Annotated in this window: 12 protein-coding genes and 1 pseudogene; 7 read left to right on the top strand and 6 right to left on the bottom strand. The window is 68.6% G+C overall.

Annotation, left to right across the window (positions count from 1 at the left end; genetic code table 11):
- Positions 1-2: 2 nt before the first annotated feature.
- The 7 genes from tssH (at position 3) to HV798_RS30075 (ending at position 12028) form a co-directional block, all read left to right on the top strand.
- Positions 3-2687, top strand: coding sequence for a type VI secretion system ATPase TssH (gene tssH, locus HV798_RS30105; RefSeq protein ID WP_175196321.1), 2685 nt, complete (start codon positions 3-5; stop codon positions 2685-2687).
- A 13-nt stretch (positions 2688-2700) separates the two neighbouring features.
- Positions 2701-5400 (top strand): type VI secretion system Vgr family protein, encoded by a 2700-nt coding sequence (locus HV798_RS30100; RefSeq protein ID WP_175196323.1) that lies wholly within the window; start codon positions 2701-2703, stop codon positions 5398-5400.
- Between the two features lie 23 nt (positions 5401-5423).
- Complete coding sequence (locus tag HV798_RS30095; RefSeq protein ID WP_175196325.1) at positions 5424-6275, top strand: DUF4123 domain-containing protein; 852 nt, start codon at positions 5424-5426, stop codon at positions 6273-6275.
- Positions 6265-8901 (top strand): T6SS effector BTH_I2691 family protein, encoded by a 2637-nt coding sequence (locus tag HV798_RS30090; protein WP_175196327.1) that lies wholly within the window; start codon positions 6265-6267, stop codon positions 8899-8901. The genes HV798_RS30095 and HV798_RS30090 overlap by 11 nt, the downstream gene beginning before the upstream one ends.
- Positions 8901-9830: a DUF6708 domain-containing protein gene (locus HV798_RS30085; RefSeq protein WP_175196329.1), complete on the top strand. Its 930-nt coding sequence runs from the start codon at positions 8901-8903 to the stop codon at positions 9828-9830. Before HV798_RS30090 ends, HV798_RS30085 begins: the two co-directional genes overlap by 1 nt.
- A 9-nt stretch (positions 9831-9839) precedes the next feature.
- Positions 9840-10568 carry a putative type VI secretion system effector gene (locus HV798_RS30080; protein WP_175196330.1) on the top strand — a complete coding sequence of 243 codons (729 nt, stop codon included), beginning with the start codon at positions 9840-9842 and terminating at the stop codon, positions 10566-10568.
- Between the two features lie 125 nt (positions 10569-10693).
- Positions 10694-12028 (top strand): carotenoid oxygenase family protein, encoded by a 1335-nt coding sequence (locus HV798_RS30075; protein WP_175196332.1) that lies wholly within the window; start codon positions 10694-10696, stop codon positions 12026-12028.
- A gap of 66 nt (positions 12029-12094) precedes the next feature.
- Here HV798_RS30075 and HV798_RS30070 read toward each other — a convergent pair whose 3' ends face one another.
- The 6 genes and pseudogenes from HV798_RS30070 to HV798_RS30045 form a co-directional block, all read right to left on the bottom strand.
- Complete coding sequence (locus HV798_RS30070) at positions 12095-12838, bottom strand: DUF2894 domain-containing protein (protein WP_246289309.1); 744 nt, start codon at positions 12836-12838, stop codon at positions 12095-12097.
- Positions 12828-13484 (bottom strand): OmpA family protein, encoded by a 657-nt coding sequence (locus HV798_RS30065; protein ID WP_175196334.1) that lies wholly within the window; start codon positions 13482-13484, stop codon positions 12828-12830. Before HV798_RS30065 ends, HV798_RS30070 begins: the two co-directional genes overlap by 11 nt.
- Positions 13481-16777, bottom strand: coding sequence for a DUF802 domain-containing protein (locus tag HV798_RS30060; protein WP_175196336.1), 3297 nt, complete (start codon positions 16775-16777; stop codon positions 13481-13483). Before HV798_RS30060 ends, HV798_RS30065 begins: the two co-directional genes overlap by 4 nt.
- Before the next feature lie 10 nt (positions 16778-16787).
- Entirely contained in the window at positions 16788-17765 is a 978-nt protein-coding gene (locus HV798_RS30055; RefSeq protein WP_175196338.1) for a DUF3348 domain-containing protein, read from the bottom strand.
- 265 nt (positions 17766-18030) lie between these two features.
- Complete coding sequence (locus tag HV798_RS30050; RefSeq protein ID WP_175196340.1) at positions 18031-18672, bottom strand: Vgb family protein; 642 nt, start codon at positions 18670-18672, stop codon at positions 18031-18033.
- A 35-nt stretch (positions 18673-18707) separates the two neighbouring features.
- Positions 18708-19431 (bottom strand): annotated as a pseudogene (locus HV798_RS30045) (helix-turn-helix domain-containing protein); the annotation flags it as partial.

Below are 19431 nucleotides of genomic sequence, written 5' to 3'. Positions count from 1 at the left end.
ACATGGCCACTCCCCTGAAAACCCTGATCGGGAAACTGAACCAGACCTGCCGCCAGGCCGCCGAGCGCGCCGCCAGCCTGTGCATGGCGCAAGGCCACTACGAGGTAGACCTGGAACACCTGTTCCTGGCGCTCTTGGAAAAGCCGGCCAGCGACTTCAGTCTGGTGGCGCGCCGCAGCGGCATCGAGGCGGCCGTGCTGGAAGCCGATCTGAACGCCGAGATACGCGGCTTCAAGAACGGCAACACCCGTACGCCGGTGTTTTCGCCGCACTTGCCGCGGCTGTTCGAACACGCCTGGCTGATCGCGTCGCTGGATACGCAGACGACCCGCATTCGCTCGGGCCATCTGCTGCTGGCGCTGCTGACCGAACCCGACCTGGCTGCGTTGGCGCGGCGCGGTTCGCGCTTGTTCGAATCGTTCCGGCTGCAAGAGCTGAAACATGACTTCGCGGCATTGACCGAAGGATCGGAAGAGGCCGGCCAGTCGGTGGCGCTGGGCGACGGCGCCGCGCAGGGTGACGCCGCCGCGTCCGCCGCGGGATTGTCCAAGACGCCCGCGCTGGACCAGTACACCACCAACCTGACCGAGCGCGCCCGCGAAGGCAAGATCGATCCGGTGATCGGCCGCGATGCCGAAATTCGCCAGATGATCGACATCCTGACGCGGCGGCGCCAGAACAACCCCATCCTGACCGGCGAGGCCGGCGTGGGCAAGACCGCGGTGGTCGAAGGCCTGGCGCTGCGCATCGTGGCCGGCGACGTGCCGCCGGCCCTGGCGGGCGTGGCGTTGCGCACGCTGGACATGGGCTTGCTGCAGGCCGGCGCCAGCGTCAAGGGCGAGTTCGAGAACCGGTTGAAAAGCGTGATCGACGAGGTCAAGCAAAGCCCCACGCCCATCATCCTGTTCATCGACGAAGCCCACACCATGATCGGTGCGGGTGGGCAGGCGGGGCAGAACGATGCGGCCAACCTGCTCAAGCCGGCGCTGGCGCGCGGCGAACTGCGCACCATCGCGGCGACCACCTGGAGCGAATACAAGAAGTACTTCGAGAAAGACGCGGCCCTGGCGCGGCGCTTTCAGGTCGTGAAAGTGGAAGAACCCAGCGAAGGCCTGGCCGCCAGCATGCTGCGCGGCATGGCGCCGCTGATGGAACAGCATTTCGGCGTGCGCATCCTGGACGAGGCCATCGTGGCCGCGGCCCGGCTGTCGCACCGCTACATCAGCGGGCGGCAGTTGCCCGACAAGGCGGTGGGCGTGCTGGATACGGCGTGCGCCCGGGTGGCGCTGGGCCGCAGCGCCACGCCTGCCCTGATCGACGACGCGCGACATCGCCTGGCCCGCCAGGAGACCGAGCTCGCCGCGCTGCGCCGCGAGGCCGCCGCCGGTGCCGCGCAATCGGCCCGCCTGCGCGAGCTGGACGAGGAAATGGACGCCACGCGCCAGGAACTGACAGCCGCCGAGGCGCGCCTGGCCCAGGAAAGCGAGCTGGTGCGCCAGATTCACGCGCTGCGCGAAGAACTGGAAGCCGCCGGCCAGGAACCCGAGTCCGAGACCGCCGGCAAGCGCCGCGGCAGCAAGGCCGCGGAGCCCACGCCCGCCCAGGCGCAACTGGCCGAGTTGCAGCAGCAGTTGCGCGCCTTGCAGGGCGAAGCGCCGCTGGTGCCGGCCTATGTGGATGCGCAGGTGATTGCCGAGATCGTCTCGGCCTGGACGGGCATTCCGCTGGGCCGCATGGTCAATGACGAAATCCGTACGGTGCTGGAATTGCAGCCGCTGCTGGCTGAACGCGTGATCGGCCAGGACCATGCGCTGCATGCCATTGCCCAACGCGTGCGCACCGCGCGCGCCGGCCTGGAAGATCCGAACAAGCCCAAGGGCGTGTTCCTGTTCGTCGGCCCGTCCGGCGTGGGCAAGACCGAGACCGCGCTGGCCGTGGCCGACATTCTGTATGGCGGCGAGCGCAAGCTGGTCACCATCAACATGAGCGAATACCAGGAGGCCCACAGCGTGTCGGGCCTGAAAGGGTCGCCGCCCGGCTATGTGGGTTACGGCGAAGGCGGCGTGCTGACCGAGGCCGTGCGGCGCCAGCCGTACAGCGTGGTGCTGCTGGACGAAATCGAAAAGGCGCATCCCGACGTGCTGGAGCTTTTCTTCCAGGTCTTCGACAAAGGCGTGATGGACGATGCCGAAGGGCGCGAGATCGACTTTCGCAATACGCTCATCATCCTGACGTCCAACGTCGGGTCGTCGGCCATCATGCAGGCCTGCCTGAACAAGGCCGCGGACGAACGCCCGGACCCCGAGGCCTTGCAGGAACTGCTGGCCCCGCAGCTGTACAAGGCCTTCAAGCCCGCTTTCCTGGGCCGTATGAAGACCATTGCCTACTACCCGGTGGATGACGACGCGCTGGCGCGCATCATCGGCTTGAAGCTGGGCCGCATTGCCGAACGCGTGCAGGCCAACCACCGCGCGGTGTTCGATTGGGACGAGGCGCTGGTCGAGGCCGTGCTGGCGCGCTGCACCGAAGTGGACACCGGTGCGCGCAACGTCGACCACATCTTGAACGGCACGCTGTTGCCGCAGATCGCCGAACAGGTGCTGGGCCGCATGGCGCAGGGCGAAGCGATTGCGCGCATCCGGGTGACTGCCGGCAAGAACGGCGACTTCCGTTACCGCCTGACCTGAGCCGGAGCCGATCATGCCCCAGGATGCTTCCGGACTTTCCCGCCTGTCGACCGCCGGTATCGCGCAGGCCAACCGCCTGCTGGACCTGCGCACGCCGCTGGGCGAGAACCGCCTGGTGGCCGAGACCTTGTCGGCTACCGAACAGCTGAGCGGCGGCGCCTGCCGGCTGGAAATCACCGCGCTGTCGGACGACGCACATATTCCGTTGAAGGCCTTGCTGGGCCAGCCGGTCACGCTGCGCTTGCAAACGGCGCTGGACCGTGAGCAGCCGCGCCTGTGGCACGGCCATGCCACGGGGGCGCGTTTTCTGGGCGCCAATGGCGGCCTGGCGCGTTACGGCCTGACCGTCGAGCCGTGGCTGGCGTTTCTGCGTGCTCGGCGCGACAGCTTTGCCTACCAGGACAAGACGGTGATCGATATCGTCGAAAGCATTTTCGGCGACTACAAGGGCCAGGGCACGCTGGCGCCGCAGTGGCGCTGGGACGTAGAGGACCGCGCCACCTACGCCAAGCGCAGCCTGACCATCCAGTACCGCGAGACCGACTACGCCTTCGTCGAACGCCTGCTGGCCGAAGAAGGGCTGTTCTATTGGGTCGAGCATGCGGACGACGGCCACACCCTGGTCATTGCCGACCACAACGGCGCCTTCAAGCCCGGCCCGCAGGCCAGCGTGCGCTTTGCCCGCGCCGACGTGACCGAAACCGAAGACAGCATCCAGCGCTGGAGCCCACGCCAGCGCTGGCAGACCAATGCCGTACGCATGGCCAGCTGGGACTACCGCAGCGCCCAGTCGCGGCCTGTGTCGGCACAGGCCGACGCCGGCAAGCTGGCCAACGCCGTGGACCTGATCAGCGATGATTATCCGGGCCAATATGCCTACGAAGACAGCGCGCAGGGCGAACGCCTGGCGCACAACGCGCTGGCCGCGCTGCGCGTGCGCCAGCAAAGCGTGGAAGGCGCCGGCACCGTGCGCACGCTGGCGCCGGGGCAGCGCTTCGAGCTGACCGGCCACTACCAGCAGGGCGGCGCGTCCTCATTCGTGGTGATTGCGATGACGCACCAGGCGCGCAACAACTTCGACGCGGATCTGGGCCGCGCGGTGAGCGAGGCCTTGGGCGGCAGCGACGACGAAGAGGCCGATTTCTACCGCAACACCTTTACCTGCATCGGCAGCGATACCGAGTTTCGCCCGGCGACGCAGGACGGCCATGGCGTGCGGCTGCATCCGCGTCCCACCGTGTTCGGCGCCCAGACGGCGCTGGTGGTGGGGGCCGAAGAACCCGTGCACACCGACCGCGATCACCGCATCAAGGTGCAGTTTCACTGGCAGCGCGGCAAGGCCTCCAGCAGCCGGCTGGCGCATCCGTCGGGTGACGAGAACGCGCCGGCCAAGGACGAACTGGGCGCCTGGGTGCGCGTGGCCGAACCGGTGGCCGGCGGCGATTGGGGCGGCCATTTCGTGCCGCGCGTCGGCCAGGAAGTGCTGGTGGAATTTCTGCACGGCGACATCGACCGCCCGGTGGTGGTGGGCGCGCTGTACAACGGCGAGGGCGCCCAAGACGCCTCGCACAACCAGGTGCAGGCGGGCGGGGCCAACGCCACCGGCAACGCGCCGGCCTGGTTCGCGGGCGGTAGCGACGGCCATGCCCACAATGCGGTGATGTCCGGCTTCAAGACCCAGGCGCTGTCGACCAGCGGCGCCGGCACGGGAGGCTACAACCAGCTGGTGCAGGACGACACGCCCGGCCAGTCACGCCTGACGGCATCCACCACGCAGGCCGATTCCCGCCTGAACCTGGGGCACGTCAAGCAGCAGCGCGACAACGAACGCCTGGAAGACCTGGGCCATGGCGCCGAGCTGTCGACCAAGGAAGCTGTGGCGCTGCGCGGCGGGCAAGGCTTGCTCATCAGCGCCGACCTGCGCGAGAACGCCGACGGCGCGCTGCTGGACAGCGCCGAAGCCGCCAAGCAGATCGATGCCGCGCTGGAATCGGCCAAGGAACTGGGCGACATCGCCATCAAGCAGAAGGCCATTCTGGATGGCGACCCGCAGGCGTTGCCGGTGCATGAAGGCCTGGCGCACGTGCGCGACGTGGTCGAGGCCACGCAGGATGATGCGGCCGCGCAGGGCGGCGCGATCAAGGTGGCGGCCTACAGCGAGCCGCACATCCAGGTCAGCGCGCCCAGCGGCATCGGGCAATACACGCCCGGCAACGCATTCGTGGTGGCGGGCGGCACGCTGGCGCAGGTGGCGCCGGACGTGAACTGGGTCAGCAGCGCCCATCTGGCGGTGGGGGTGGCGGCCGGCGTGGTGCTGTTCACCCTGGGCCAGGAAGCGGGCGGCAGCCGCGCCGTGCAGGACCGCGGCCTGCGGCTGCATGCGGCAGGCGGCAAGCTGCGCCTGCACAGCCAGGGCGCCAAGATGACCTTGACGGCCGAGAAGGCCGTGACCTTTGCCTCGGCCAGCGCGGCCGTGATGGTGCAGGCCAAGGAACGCGTGCTGGCCACGGCCGGCGGCGCCTATGTGCGGCTGGAAGGTGGCGGCATCCAGCTGCATGCGCCCGGCAAGGTCGAACTGAAGGCGGGCGCGCACAGCTGGGTGGGGCCGCAGACCTCGCAGGCAAACCTGGCTTTCAACGAAGCCAGCCCCTTGTGCGAAGCGCGCGTGCGCGGCGCGGCCCAGCAGGGCGGCGCCGTGGTGCCGCTGGGCTAGGCCGGCTCGACATGGAAGGCGGCATGCTCGAATACCAGACTTTTAGCACCTATGGCTGCGGCCTGATCCAGGATGAACAGACGCGCGGCGTGCCGCCGCTGGCGGCCGCCCAGGCCCAGGCGCTGGTACCGCCCGCGCTGCGCAAAATGCCCGGGTTGATGCCCCGGCTGCTGGATCTGTCCGCCCTGGATGCGGCCGGCAAGACGCAGGTGCTGGCCAGCCTGAACCAGGCGGCGCATGACGGCGAAGACCTGTGGCTGGCGCTGCTGCTGCAGTCCGAACGGCCGGCCGATGCGGTCGCGGCGCATTGCCGCTCGCGCATGATCGTCGACATCGCGGGGCAGGGGCCGTGTTTTTTCCGGTTCTTCGATCCGCGGGTGCTGGTGCAGCTGTCGTGGCTGTTGGACCCCGGCCAACTGGCCTGGCTGTGCGGCCCGGTGCAGCGCTTTCGGTTTCACCTGGATGGCGGGTGGCACGCGCTGGACCGGCCCGACGTGGACCCGGCGCCGCGCCTGCGGCTGACGGCGGAGCAGTCGTTCGCGTTGACCCAGATGCAGCCCTTGAATGAAGTGCTGTCCGGCCTGGACAGCCTGGCGCCTGATGGGCGCATCGCCCTGGGCAAGACCGTGATGGACCATTTCCGCACCGCCCGCGAACTGGGCCTGGCGACGGCCCAGGAGCGCAAGGCCTTTGCCCGGCATGGCCTTCAGGTGCACCCCGCCTTCCATCGCCACGAGCGAGTGCGCGAGTGCCTGGCGGCGATGCAGCCGGATGACGACTACCCCTACCTTGCCGCGATCCAGGACCTGTCGGACGACGATTGGGCCCGCGTGCGCACGGAGCTGGAACGAACTGGAGAACCCGATGGCCGATGATGTGAAGAACTGCGGAAAGAAGCGTTCGTCGATCGATTGCGAGGAAGATTGCCCGTTTCACCGGATCGGCCTGCCCATCATGCCGCTGCGCTATGCGGTGTTGAAAAGCCAGGACCCGTCCCCGGCGCTGGCAGGCGACCTGAACATGCCGCAACTGGCCGAACGGCCCCTGGGCGACAGCGCCCGCTATGGCGTGCGCCTGCTGCGCCCCGGCTATCTGTACGTGTATGACGAAGCGCGATCGGACCTGAAGGGCTATTACGTCAACGAGAACGGCACGCTGTACAACTTCGACATCGACAAGCCGGTGGAGAACTGCGACCGCACCTTCACCTGCACGATGGACCACGAGGCCAAGGCCTCGCTGCTGACCATTCCCAACGCGCGCAAGGCGACGTTCGTGTGGCTGACGTTTTCGGATGTGCAGTGGACCAAGGACGTGTGCAAGGCCCACAAGGGCCGGCGCGGCGCGGACATGCGCGAGCGGCACATGTTCAAGTTCGACGTGCAGGCGTGGCTGTCCAGCGGCAAGCACGCCAACGCCAAGAGCATCAAGACCCTGAAGGACACCGCCGCCGAGTACGTGGTGCATCGCAAGCGCGACCTCGACCTTTACCAGAAGCAGCAGATGCTGGGCTGGAGCACCGTCGGCTATTACGACGTGAAGGGCTGGATGGGCGAGATGATCGAGAACGCCGCCGAGGCGTTCCTGCCCGGCAAGGGGCTGATGCTGGCGCTGCCGGACAGCACCGGCATCCTGCAGGACCTGGCGCGGCTGATGCGCCTGCGCTTTGACGATTTCGTCTCGAACAAGGAAGACCTGCGTCCGCTGACGGTATCGAAGTCCATCGAGTCGGTCAGCGAGATCATCATGCAGGCCGCCGAAAACGATCTGCTGCGCGACCGCGCCAAGGATGCGTCCAACTATTCGGTCTATGGCACCACCAGCCCGAACATGGCGGGCCCCGGGGGCGGGGGCAGTGCCGGCGGCATGGCAATCGGCCAGCTGGTGCTGGACATGATCAACCCGGACCGCCAGAAAGAGCGCATGGCCGAGGCCGAGAACTACCGCCACCCGACCGAACAAGAGCGCCGGACGGTGCGCTGGGACGCCTGGAAGAAGTACTTCGACAACTACGACGAGAACGCACGCCGGGCGTGGCAGAAGGATTTCGACGAGCGCCTGGCCAAATTCGACGCCGCCACCATCGTGCCGATGGCGAAGGCGCACGTGGCCTGGATCACCTGCGGCGATACGCTCAATGGGTTCGAGTGCAACTACGACGTCAACAGCGCGGACAGCGGCGAGGTTTTCCAGACCATTTTTTCTTTGTGCATCGACGGCACCCAGGACAAGCGCGTCTGCTTCAAGCAGTATGCCGAATGGCTGCAAGGCGATCCCGAAGACACGCGCAATCTGCTCTTGCGCGCCATGTTCCACAACCAGGATTTCGTGGTCAAGAAGGTGGTCGAGGCGCACGAGGCCGCCCTGGACTGGAAGGCCATTCCCTGGGGTAACCTGCACGAGGCCTACAAGACCGGCCTGAAGGTGCTGAGCGAAGGCCAGATGGACAAGACGGCGCGCCTGCTTGAACAGATCATGGGGCCGGTGGTGCAGGTGCTTCGCGGTGGCGTGGACAGCAGTGTCGCCCGCAAGCTGGCGATGTACCTGGGGCTGCTGTCGCGGCACGATGTGGTGATCGTCGAAGTCGAGGGCGGCAAGAAGACCTTCCGCGCGGCGCTGATCCGCGAACTCATGCGCCAGCATGGCGGCCAGGTGAACATGCGGCAGATGGAGCGCGCCGTGGCCGACGAATTGCGGCGGCTGGAAGTGCGCGGCGAGCAGCTGGAAGGCACCGACAAGAAGCGCTGGTTCATGCTGGTGGACAGGGAAGCGGCGGCCAGTGTGCCCCGGGACGGCCGGCCTGCCGACCGGGCCCGCCTGTTGGCGCAGACGTCCATGACAATGGAAGAATACGAGGCCCGCGAACTGTCGCGCTGGCGCACGACGATCAACACGGATGTGCGGGTCGGCGTCGTCAGCTGCCTGTTCCAGACCGTGGCCGTCTACAAGCTCTGGAGCGATCTGGAATCGGCCATGCCGCACGAACGCACCGATGCAAGCTGGAAGTTCGTGATTGGCATCGCATCGGCCGGCGGGTCGGTGGCGGAAGTATTGGGCGTGGCGCTGAAGGGCCGGATGGCCGCCGGCATGCGCTTGGGGATGGGCCTGGGGCTCGAATCCACCGCGTCGCTGCTGATGCGCTGGGGCAGCCGGACGGGCGTCGTGACCGGGGTTCTCATGGCCGCCTTCGACGTGAAATCCGGCGTGGATCAGATCACGATCGAGAAAAACGGCTGGATGGGCGGCCTGTACCTGGCCTCGGGGGGGCTGAGCCTGATTGTCGTGGGCGCGTTCGCCATGTCGTGGACCGTTGTGGGGCTGATCGCCGCCGTCCTGCTGATCGTCGTGGCGGTGCTGATCGAGAAATACAAAGGCAACAAGATCGATGAATGGCTCAAGCGGTGCCTGTGGGGCAAACTGCAGGGGCAGGCGGGCGCCGATTATTACTATGGAGTACAACAAGAAGTGAACAGTCTGCGTGTGGCACTGGGAGGGGAGTGATGGACTTCACGGGGTTGCTGTCCCGGTTTCCCAACAACCGTCCCCTGACTGAATTCGACCGCGAACACCGGCTGCTGCAGAAAAAGCGCCTGGACGTCCCGCTGCTGGCCCAGCTGTGCGTGGTGAAGATGAATTCCAACAGCCTGCTGTCGGTGGACCGCTGGTTTGGGTGGCGCGGCTTCGTGGCGCTGCTCGGGGCAGTGGGGGTGGCGTTCGGCATTGGCGTCATCCTGAAGTTGGCCTGGATTCTGGTGGTGGACGACCTGCCCAACGAGAACGGCCTCTGGGAAGCGGTTTTCTTCGGCATGGCGATGTTCGCGGTGGTGGGCGCCCTGGGGGCCTGGGTCGCCTGCAAAGAGATGTTCCGCTGGACGTACTACCCCATCGCGCTGGACCGAAAGCGCCGCCTGGTGCATGTGTTTCGGCTGGACGGCACCGTGCTGACCGCGCCCTGGGACAAGATCTACTTCACGCTGGGCCGCAGCAAGGCCGCGTTCGGCACGCGCAATTGGGATATCCGCGGGCTGATCCTGGACCCGGACGGCGTCACCGTGAAAGAGACGTTTTCGTTCTGCATCGCCACCAGCCGCGTCGAAAACGCCTATTCCCACTGGGAATTCCTGCGCCGCTACATGGAAGAAGGGCCGCAGGCGGTGCTGGACGCCGTGCTGTATTGCATGCCGGTGGACGGCAAGCGCGAGAGCTTCGCCTTCAGCAAGGAACGCATCTTCGCCAACGATGCCCAGACGCCTGGCCTGATGTACGTGCTCGCGGCCCCCTTCAACTACCTGCACGCCATCATGCGCTGGGTGGTGGTGCACACCAGCAAGATACCGGCGTTTCCGCCCGAGATCGAGGCGACGCTGCAGCCCGAACCGGGCGATCCGTACGTGCGCGATGCCTCGATGAACCCCGAGGACCTGCGCTAGGGGACGGCATTGGCTGCCACCGACCCGCTCTGCAAGCTCGAAGGCCAGATCACGGGCCTGGTCCGGCGCCGGCAGAACCGTGATTTCGTGCTGGGCGTGATGGGCGGGGACGTGGACGCCTCTGCCGTCGCGGCCAGCCTGGCCGGCATGGGCGGCGCGGCCATGGCGATCGCCAGCCTGGACAGCCGCGAAACCGCTGATTTCGTGGAATTCTCGCTGGATGGTGTACCGGTGCGCGGCTGGTTCTGGCGCTTTCCATTCGCCGAAGGCGAGCGGATCGAGCTGGTCGCCGAGCGCGACGCCCACGGCTGGATGGCCCTGGGCGCGCGGCGCAAGCACGACGGCCTGGTGGCGGTATACCCCCATTGTTTCGAGGGCCGGCGGGCGCATTACGTGTCCACGTTCCGCTTCTGGGGCCTCGTGGTGGCCGTGATCTTCCTGTTCATGATGGCGCTGGACGCCGTATTCGCGCTGTTCCGGGGCACGTTCAGCGTGGCGGACCAGGGGGCGGCCTATGCCGTGTACGGCGCTTACGGCCTGCCGGCATTGGTGGCGGTGTTCGGCTTTCTGGCGTGGCGGGCAGGGCGCAAGACCGAGGGGCTGGCCCGCACCGCCGAACGCATCTTTGCAGGCTTCGGCTGGGAAGACCCGGCCGGCATCAACCTGCGCAAGACGTCCAGGGCGCTGCGGCGAGAGGGCGATGGCAGGGACTATGGCCTGCGGGTGTTCAGGTATTGATGGCGACGGGGGCGGCAGTCGGCCCGACGCAGGCCAGCGGTAATTAAAACCCGGGTAATATTGACGGATTAATTTAATCCGGGTAAAAATGCGTCCTGCGAGTTATCGCAACAAAGGACGCAACCATGAGCACATTTGATCTGAACACCGGCGCCACCGCGGCGCTGGCCCATGAAACCGATCTGACGGACCTGCCGGTGGACGGAGAACTGCCGCCCGGGCTGGACGGCGTACTGGTCCGCAATGGCCCCAATCCGCTGGGCGGGCGCTTCGAGGGCAACGACGTGCTGTCGTGGTGGCCCCAGCCGGCGATGCTGCACGCCATTGAATTGCGCGATGGCCGGGCGATCGGCTACCGCAACCGCTGGGCCCGCACCCGCACCTGGGCGCGTGTGCATGCGCCAGAGCAGGCGGACGCCTTGCCGGACACCAACCCCAACGTCAACGTGCTACGCCATGCCGGTGAAACCCTGGCGCTGGCCGAGGGCGGGGCGCCCCTGGTGATGACCGCCGGGCTGGATTTCGGCGGCGCCAGCCAGCGCCATCCCGGCCTGGCGGCGGGCATGACGGCGCATCCGAAGGCAGACCCCGAGACCGGAGAATTGATGAGTTTTCGCGCCCATTGGGAACGCCCGTGGTTGCGCTATGGCGTGACGGGCGCCGACGGCCAGCCCCTGGTGGACCAGCTGATCGAGGTACCGGGGCCGTCGATGATGCACGACATGGCGATCACGGCGCGCTACAGCATCCTGCTGGACCTGAACGTGGCGTACGACTTTTCCATGCTGCAACGCGGCTACCGCATGCCGCTGCGCTGGCATGACGAGCGCCAGTCGCGGCTGGGCGTGATTCCGCGCCACGGCGGGCCGGTGCGCTGGTTCGAGGTGGCGCCGTGTTTCATCCAGCACGTGGTGAACGCGTACGACGCGGACGACACGACGGTGGTGCTGGACGTGGTGCGCTACCCGGAGTACCTGCGGCTGTCGGGCCGCGGCGCGGGCTTTGAAGACAACCCGCTGGGCGTGCTGTGGCGCTACGAGATCGATCTGGCGCGCGGCATGGTCAGCGAGCGTGCGCTGGACGAAGCCGGCATCGAGCTGCCGCGCATCAATGAGGGCAGGACGGGGCGGTCCTACCGCTACGCCTATGCGGTGCAGCAGCCGACCAACCAGGAAATGCGCGGCGTGGTGCGTTACGACCTGACCACGGGGGCGACGCAGCAATATCGGGTGGCGCCGGGCGACCAGAACAGCGAACCGGTGTTCGTGCCGCGCCCCGGCGCGCGGGACGAAGACGATGGCTGGGTGCTGGTCTGCGTGTACCGCCAGGGCAGCGACACCAGCGACGTGGTGGTGCTGGACGGGCGCGATCTGCAGGCCGGGCCGCTCGCGACGGTGCGCTTGCCCAGCCGGATTCCCGCCGGGTTCCATGGCGCCTGGTTGCCCAGGGAAGCGGCTTAGGACGCTTTCTGGTTGAAGGCAGTGACGCCTGGCTCGGCAAGGGGCTGCCCGGCCAGGCCGTTGCCGTCAGCGCGCCTTGGCCCGGCTGGTCTTCTTGGCGGCGCGCGGTGCGTCTTTGACCGGCGCGGGGGCGGCCGCCGCCGTGACCTGTTCCATCCAGGTCAGGGTCTCGGTGTACGCCACGAACTGCTGCAGGTAGCCGGGTGACAGCTCGCGCATCAGCGACAGGGCGCGGTGCACCAGCTGGTTCGAATTGAGTGGTCCGGCGTTCTTGTGCACCTGTTCCTGCGACTGGCGCACCTGCCGGTCGGCGCTCAGGCCCGACCAGACTTCGCGAAAGTAATCCAGCGCCGGCAGGTCGGGGTAGGCGTCGCGGCGCGCTTGCGCGGCGGCGGCATCGGGGTCGTCGCCGGGTTCGCCGGGGTAGGCCAGAAAGGCGGCCAGCTCGGCCAGGGGGCCGCGCGCGCGCGGGGTCGCCTGGGCTTGAGGGGCTGCCTGAGCTTGCGGGGCTGCCTGATCAGGGGCGGCCAGATGTGGGTCAGCCAGATGTGGGGTTGCCAGCTGAGGCAGGCGGTCGGCGTAGGCCTGCATCAACTGCGCCAGCCGTTCATCCAGCCGTTGCCGCACGGCGCCGTGCTGGTCGGCCACGCGGCGCGCCAGGGCCTCGATGACGTGAAACGCGATCGGGTCCAGGCGGTCGTCGCCGCGCTCGCGCCAGGCGTGCAGCGTGGCGTCCGGCCGTGCGCCGATGTCCGTGGCGGGGTCCGCCAAAGAATCCTGCGCCGGGCCGAGGCTGCCGTCACTGGCCACGCGGCGGCTCCTCGCCGTTGGACGGCTTGGGGATGGGGGTGATCTCGACCCGGCGGTTCTTGGCGCGGCCGTCTTCGTCGGCGTTGGACGCCACCGGTTGTTCCGAGCCGAACGCGGCCGCAAACACGGACGCCGACGGCACGCCTTCGTCGATCAGGGCGCGCGTGACGGTCAGCGCGCGCTGGGCCGAGAGGTCCCAGTTGTCGGTGAAACGGCGGTTGCCTTCGCGCACCTGCTGGTCGTCGGTGTAGCCGCTGACCATCAGGATTTCGTTGTTGGCCTTCAGGTAGGCCGACAGCGGTTCGATCAGGCTTTTCAGGACCTCGCGGCCCTCGGGCTGCAACTGGTCGGAATTCAGCGCGAACAGCACGCTGCCGCTGATGCCGATGCGGCCGTTGATGAGCGTCACGCGGCCGGCGGCCAGCGGCGCGGCCAGGGCCTGTTCCAGCGTCTGGCGGCGCTGGGTTTCTTCCTGGCGCTGCTTGACCTCTTGTTCGAGCTGGGTGGACAGCTCGAGCTGCACGGCCACCACGCTGACCAGGATCAGGACGAACGCGCCCAGCAGCACCGACATCAGGTCGCCGAACACGGCCCAGGTCGGCACGGCGGGTTCGACGCCGCCGTCGATGTCTTCGCCCGCGCTCATGCGGCTTCTGCGCCGGCGGCGGCGCGTTGGGTGGCCAGCTGGCGCAGGTTTTCAACGATCTGCTTCTGCGACTGGGTGCTCAGGTCCACGACCTCGCGCGCTTGCGCGACGTAGTAGGCCAGTTGCTCGTCGCCGCGGGCAATGGACTTGTCCAGCGCGGCCTCGATGCGTTGCAGGTGCGCCACCAGCGAGTCGTTGGACTCGCCGAACAGGCGCACGGCGGCGCCGAAGGCATCGCCCAGGCTGGCCACTTCGATGGCGCTGCTGGCGACCTGGTCGGCCACGTCGGTCAGGCGGCCGGCTTCGGCATCGACCTTGTCGGTGAACTGCGTGCCCACGCGGTCCAGCAGGTCGGCCGACGACGACACCAGCGCGTCCACGGCGGTGCGCTGTTCGCTGGAGGCGTGGTTGACGGCGTCCAGCAGCGTGGCCAGCGTATCCAGCAGGCGGTTGCGTTCTTCCAGCATGGCGTTGTCGTAGGCCAGGCTGTCCGACAGCTTCTGGCGCAGTTCGCCGATGACTTCGGCGGCAGCGCGCGGCGCTTCCGAGGCGGCTTGCACCAGGTGGCTGATTTCGGCAATGGTGCCGTTGGCGTGGGCTTCGGTCTGGGCCGCGATGCTGTCGGCGGTCTGGGCCAGCGTGGCGCAGATCTCATGTTGCAGGCTGGCGCTGCGGGCGCCGGCCTGTTCCCATTCCTGGCGCAGCGCGTCGGCCATCGCGCCCAGCTTGTCGGTCCACGCGGCCAGGCGCGCCTGGTCTTGTGTGGCCAGCTCGGCCTGCAAGCCGGCCTGCGATTGGCCCAGCGTCTGCAGCAGCGAGGCCGAGTGCTGCTCGAAGGCGGCCGAGGCGGTGGTCAGGGCTTGCTGGTTGTCGCTGGCCAGTTTCTCGTTGGTCAGTTCCTGGCGTACCTGGGCTTCGGTCCAGGCGTCGGTCACGCGGGCGGCGGCCGTTTCCAGGCGGGTCGACACGTCTTGCAGCAGGGCGGCCTGGGCCTGGGTCTGCGCGGTCAGGTCTTGCGTGGTCTGGATCAGCAACTGGCCCAGTTCCTGGTGGCGGGCGGCGGTCTGCGCGCCGGCCTCGCGCCATTCGTGGCCCAGCTTGGCGGCCAGTTCGCCCAGCGAGTCGTTCCAGGCGGCCAGGCGTTGTTCGTCGCGCGCGGCCAGGGCGGCTTGCAGGTCGGCCTGCGATTGGTCCAGCGTGCGCAAGAGCGACGCCGAATGCGTTTCGAAGGCAGCCGCGGCGGTGGCCAGGGCCTGCTGGTTGTCGCTGGCCAGTTTCTCGCTGGTCAGTTCCTGGCGTACCTGGGCGTCGGTCCAGGCCTGCGTCACGCCGCCGGCCGCCGATTCGATGCGGGCGGCCACGCTGTCGAGCAGGGCGGCTTGCGCTTCGCTGCGGGCGGCGAGGTCTTGCGTGGTCTGCGCCAGGGCCTGGCTGATCTCGTGCTGGCGCGCGGCGGCTTGCGTGCCGGCCTGTTCCCATTCGCGGCCCAGCTTGTCGGCCACGGCGCCCAGCGTACCGGCCCAGGCGGCCAGGCGCTGCTCATCGCGCGAGGCCAGGGCGGCCTGCAGGTCGGCGTGCGATTGATCCAGCGTGCGCAGGAGCGACGCGGCATGCGTTTCGAAGGTGGCCGCGGCGGCCGCCAGGGCCTGGCGATTGTCGTCGGCCAGCTTGTCGCTGGCTTCGCCCTGGCGCGCCAGCGCCTCGTGCCACTGGGCCGAGACATTGCCGGCGGCGGTTTCCAGGCGGGCGGACACGGTGTCCAGCAGGCCGGCCTGGGTTTGCGCGTGGGCCGTCAGGTCCTGCGCGGTGCGGGCCAGCGCCAGGCTGATTTCCTGCTGGCGGTCGGCGGCCTGGGCGCCCGCGGCCTGCCATTCCTGGCGCAGCGTGGCGGACATGGCGCCCAGCGTTTCGGTCCAGGCGGCCAGGCGTTGCTGGTCGCGCGAAGCCAGTTCGGATTGCAGGGCGGTGTGCGACTGGTTCAGCGTGCGCAGCAGCGACGCCGAATGCTGTTCGAAGCTGGCGGCCGCGGCCGTCAGCGCTTGCAGGTTCTCGCCGGCCAGCTTTTCGCTGGCCTGTTCCTGGCGCGACAGCGCCGTGTGCCAGGCGTCGGACATGCTGCCCGACGAGGCTTCCAGGCGCGTGGACACGCCATCGAGCAGGGCGGCCGAGCGTTGTTCGAAGGTCTGGGCAAAGCGGTCCAGCGAATCGCGCAGGTCCTGCGCCAGGGTTTCGCTGGCGGCCTGCTGGCCGGCCAGGGCCTGGTTCCAGATGCCGGCGACGTTGGCCGTGGCCGCTTGCAGGCCGCTGGTCAGGCCGTCCAGCTGGCGCTGCACCGCGTCGGTCACCGCGCCGTGCAGCGTGGCGGTTTCGCGCGACAGGCCGGCCAGGGTGGCCTGCACGGCGGGCTGCAGCGCCTCGCCAGCCGAGCGGGCGCTTTCGGCCACGCTTTCCTTCATCGACTGTTCCATCACGGCGGCCAGGCGCGCATAGGCGGCTTCGGCCTTGCTCTGGAACGCGTCCTGGCTGGCAAGCTGGCGCTCGTTCAGCGACTGGCTCTGCTGTTCCATGTTGCGCATCATGGCGTCCAGGCGGTCGACCAGCGTGGGCATGGCTTCGGCCTGCCGTTGCAGCACTTCAGCCTGGCGTTGCAGCAGCTTGAAGCTTTCTTCGCGCTGGTGCTGCTGGGTGTAGATGCGCAGCGTCGTGGCGGCCTTGCTGTCCAGCAGTTGCGCGGCCTGGATGCGGTCGCGGCGGCTCAGTGCGGCCAGCAAGCCCAGCATGGCCGAGGTGGCGACGCCCGCGATCGAGGTGCCGAAGGCAAAGCCCAGGCCCTTCACGGGGGCGGCCAGCGACGCGCGGATGGCGGCCAGGTCGGTCGCGCTTTCCAGCGCCGTGCCGGTGCCGCGCAGCGTCACCACCATGCCCAGGAAGGTGCCCAGCATGCCCAGCAGCACCAGCAGGCCGACCAGATAGGGCGCCAGTGCCGGGCCGGGCAGGCCCACGCGTTCGCCTTCGATGCGCAGGCGGGTGGCGCTGCGCAGGCTGGGGTGCAGCGTGTCGAGCCAGGCGCCCAGGCTGGCGGGCGGCTGCGACAGGCCGCTGGCCGCGCGTCTGAGCGATGCGGTGGCCTGCTGGTAGCGCAGCAGTTCAAGCGCGCCGGCAAGGTAGCAGGCACAGATCAGCAGGGTGACCGCCAGCGCCAGGGGATTGGTGCCCGCGTAGCCGGCGCCGATCCAGCCGGCCACGGCCAGGCCGCTGAGGAAAACAACGATATTGATCAGATACTTGGACATAGTGTCCCGGTTAGCTGGCGCGAAGGGCCGCAAGCAGCCCTTCCACCGGTTGTAAACGAACATCCAATTCGGCCAGCAGCACGCTGCGCATGTCTTTGCGGAACGTCTCCAGCCAGGCGCCCGGCGTGGGCGCCGTTAAAGTGGCTTGCGGGGGCGTCCCCGCGGGTTTTGCATCGGCGGACGCCGCCGCGGCATCGGCCACCGCGGCAACGGCCGGCGAGGCGTCCGCTTGCGCGTCGGCCTGGGGAGCGGCTTCGTCATCTGCCTTGGCGTCGCCTTCCGCGTTGCCCTCGACTTCGGCGTTGGCCTCGGCCTCCGCGTCGGCCAGCGCCTGCGCCTCGGCTTCGGCCTGCGCCAGGGCCAGCGCCTCGGCCTGCGCCGCGACGTCGTCCAGCGCCGCTTTCTCGGCCAGCCGCAGCCGGTCGAAATGCCCCTGCAGCAGCTTCGGAATGGCGCCCAGCAGCGCGCGTTCGCGCGGCAGCAGGGCGCGGTCCATGATGGCATCCACCACCGCCAGCCGCGTCATTTCGGGCGCTTTGGCCGCGACCATGCCGCGCAGGCGGCTGCGCAGGTTACCGATGCTGGTTTCCATCGTGTGCTGCAACGACAGATAGCGCTGACGGAAATTCGCGTAATCGGCGTCATCCGCTTGCAGGGCGGCGGCGGCCTTGGCCGGTATCTGCCCTGGCATCACGCGTTTGGCGGCCGTGGCCGCGGTATCGCTGGCGATGGCATCGGCCAGCGTGGTCCGGACACGTTCGCATTCGCGCTCTTCCTGGCTGCTGAACTGGCGCGCACCGGGCGCGATGGCCGGCGGGCGGTTGTTCAGGGCGGCGGATAGCGCAATCGCGTCGGTCCAGCCGAGCCATTGGCTCAGATGATCCGACAGCGGCTGCCTGGATTCCGGAACGTCGACATCCGTCAGGCGAGTCAGCAAGCGAATGAGCGTCGGGCCGCTTAAACCTGTGCGCTGTGGGGCTTGCAACATACCACCAGAGTCAAAAAGGGGGGAGTTTACACGCTGGCGGGGGCCTTCTGGGGGGCGGAAGGCAGGGTTGCGGTTGCCGCTGCAACAATTTGTCAGTAGTAGGGGAATCTGACGGATTCTTGCCCAGCCAAGCGGGGCGGGCCGGACGCCCCGCCCGACGGGGCCCGGCGCGGGCCGTGCCCCATTTATTCCAGCCGGGCGGGCGGCCCGCGGCGCGTTCTCTATATATAAGAGAGAGGCGCCGCGGCGGTTCGGCGGTGGTCGCTCAGGCCAGGGCGCGCGGCTTGCGCACGGCGCGCAGTTTGCCGCTGGTCGCGCCGCCGCAATAGAACACGCCATTGCCGTCCGACTCCAGCCCGGACACGACCACGCCCGCGGGCAGCGCCAGGCTTTCCAGGACTTCGCCGCTTTGCGGGTCGACGTGTCTTAATTCGCTGGCGTCGTCTTCCCAGGTGCCATGCCACAGGCCGCCGTCCACCCACGTCACGCCCGTCACGTAGCGGTCTGAGGCGATGGTGCGCAGGATGGCGCCGGTGGCCGGGTCCACCTGCAGGATCGTGCGGTCTTTGTAGCGGCCGACCCAGAGCATGCCCTCGGCCCAGGCCATGCCCGAGTTGCCTTCGCCGTGCGGCGCGGGGATGGTGCCCAGGATGCGGCCTGAGGCCGGGTCGATCTTCTGGATGACGTCGCCGGCGATCTGGTACAGGTGCTGGCCGTCGAAGGCCGTACCGGCTTGGGCCGCCACGTCGATGGACTGCACCACGGCGCCGGTGGCCGGGTCCAGCGCGTGCAGTTTCTCGCCGACGGCGATCCACACGCGCTTGCCGTCGTAGGAAACGCCGTGCACTTGGCTGACGCCGGGGAAGGGGCCGTATTCACGGATGATGTCTGCGGGTTTGGATTTCATGTCGATGTCCTGTTCAAGAGGTTGACGTGTCCATCCTAGGCATTCGGCGGCGGCAGCGGGAGTAACAATGTGGTCGCGAAACCGGGCAACGGCGGCGTCATCCAGCGCCGCGCCCGCCCGCGGCCGAACGACTGGGCGCGGCCGGCGTCGGCCAGGGCATCCAGCGCGCGCTGCACGTGGCGCTGGCTGAGATCCAGCGCCAGCGCCAGGGCCGAGCTGGACCAGGCCTGGCCGTCGGCCAGCAGCGCCAGCACGGCAGCGTGCTTGTCCTGCACGGGGGGCGTCAGGACGGCAACCTGCTGCCCCGGCGGCGGCATCAAAGCGAACCCGCGCCGGGTGGCGTGCAGCGTCGCCAAAGGGCCCAGGGCGGCACGCAGGCGGCCGATCTCGACCCGCAGGCGCGCCCGATGGGTTTCGTCGGGGCGACGGGTGCGAAAGGCCTGTTCGATCAGCACGTCGCGGGGCGCGTCGCCGGGCCAGGCGTCGGCCAGAGTCCGGGCCAGGGCGAAGAGGACGGGGCGGGTAGCCAGCGCCACCGTGCGGCCCGCGCCGTGCAGCGCGTAGCGGCAGGCGTCGATGACCAGCGTGTCGGAGGCGAGCAGCGCCTGGACGTCATCCAGGCGCAGCGGGCGGGGGGCCGGGGCGGTCGTCAGCAGCGCGGCCGGCGCATCCAGCAAGCGCTGCGCTTCGCGCACTTCCGCCTGCAAGGCGGGGATGCCCGCGTCCTGCGCGGCCTGGGCGGCGCGGGCCAGGGCCGCC

It is taken from the genome of Achromobacter deleyi, assembly GCF_902859705.1.
GTDB classification, from domain to species: Bacteria; Pseudomonadota; Gammaproteobacteria; order Burkholderiales; family Burkholderiaceae_B; genus Achromobacter; species Achromobacter deleyi.
The sequence above is the reverse complement of the archived record's forward strand: the minus strand, read 5'-3'. Positions and strand labels throughout refer to the sequence as shown.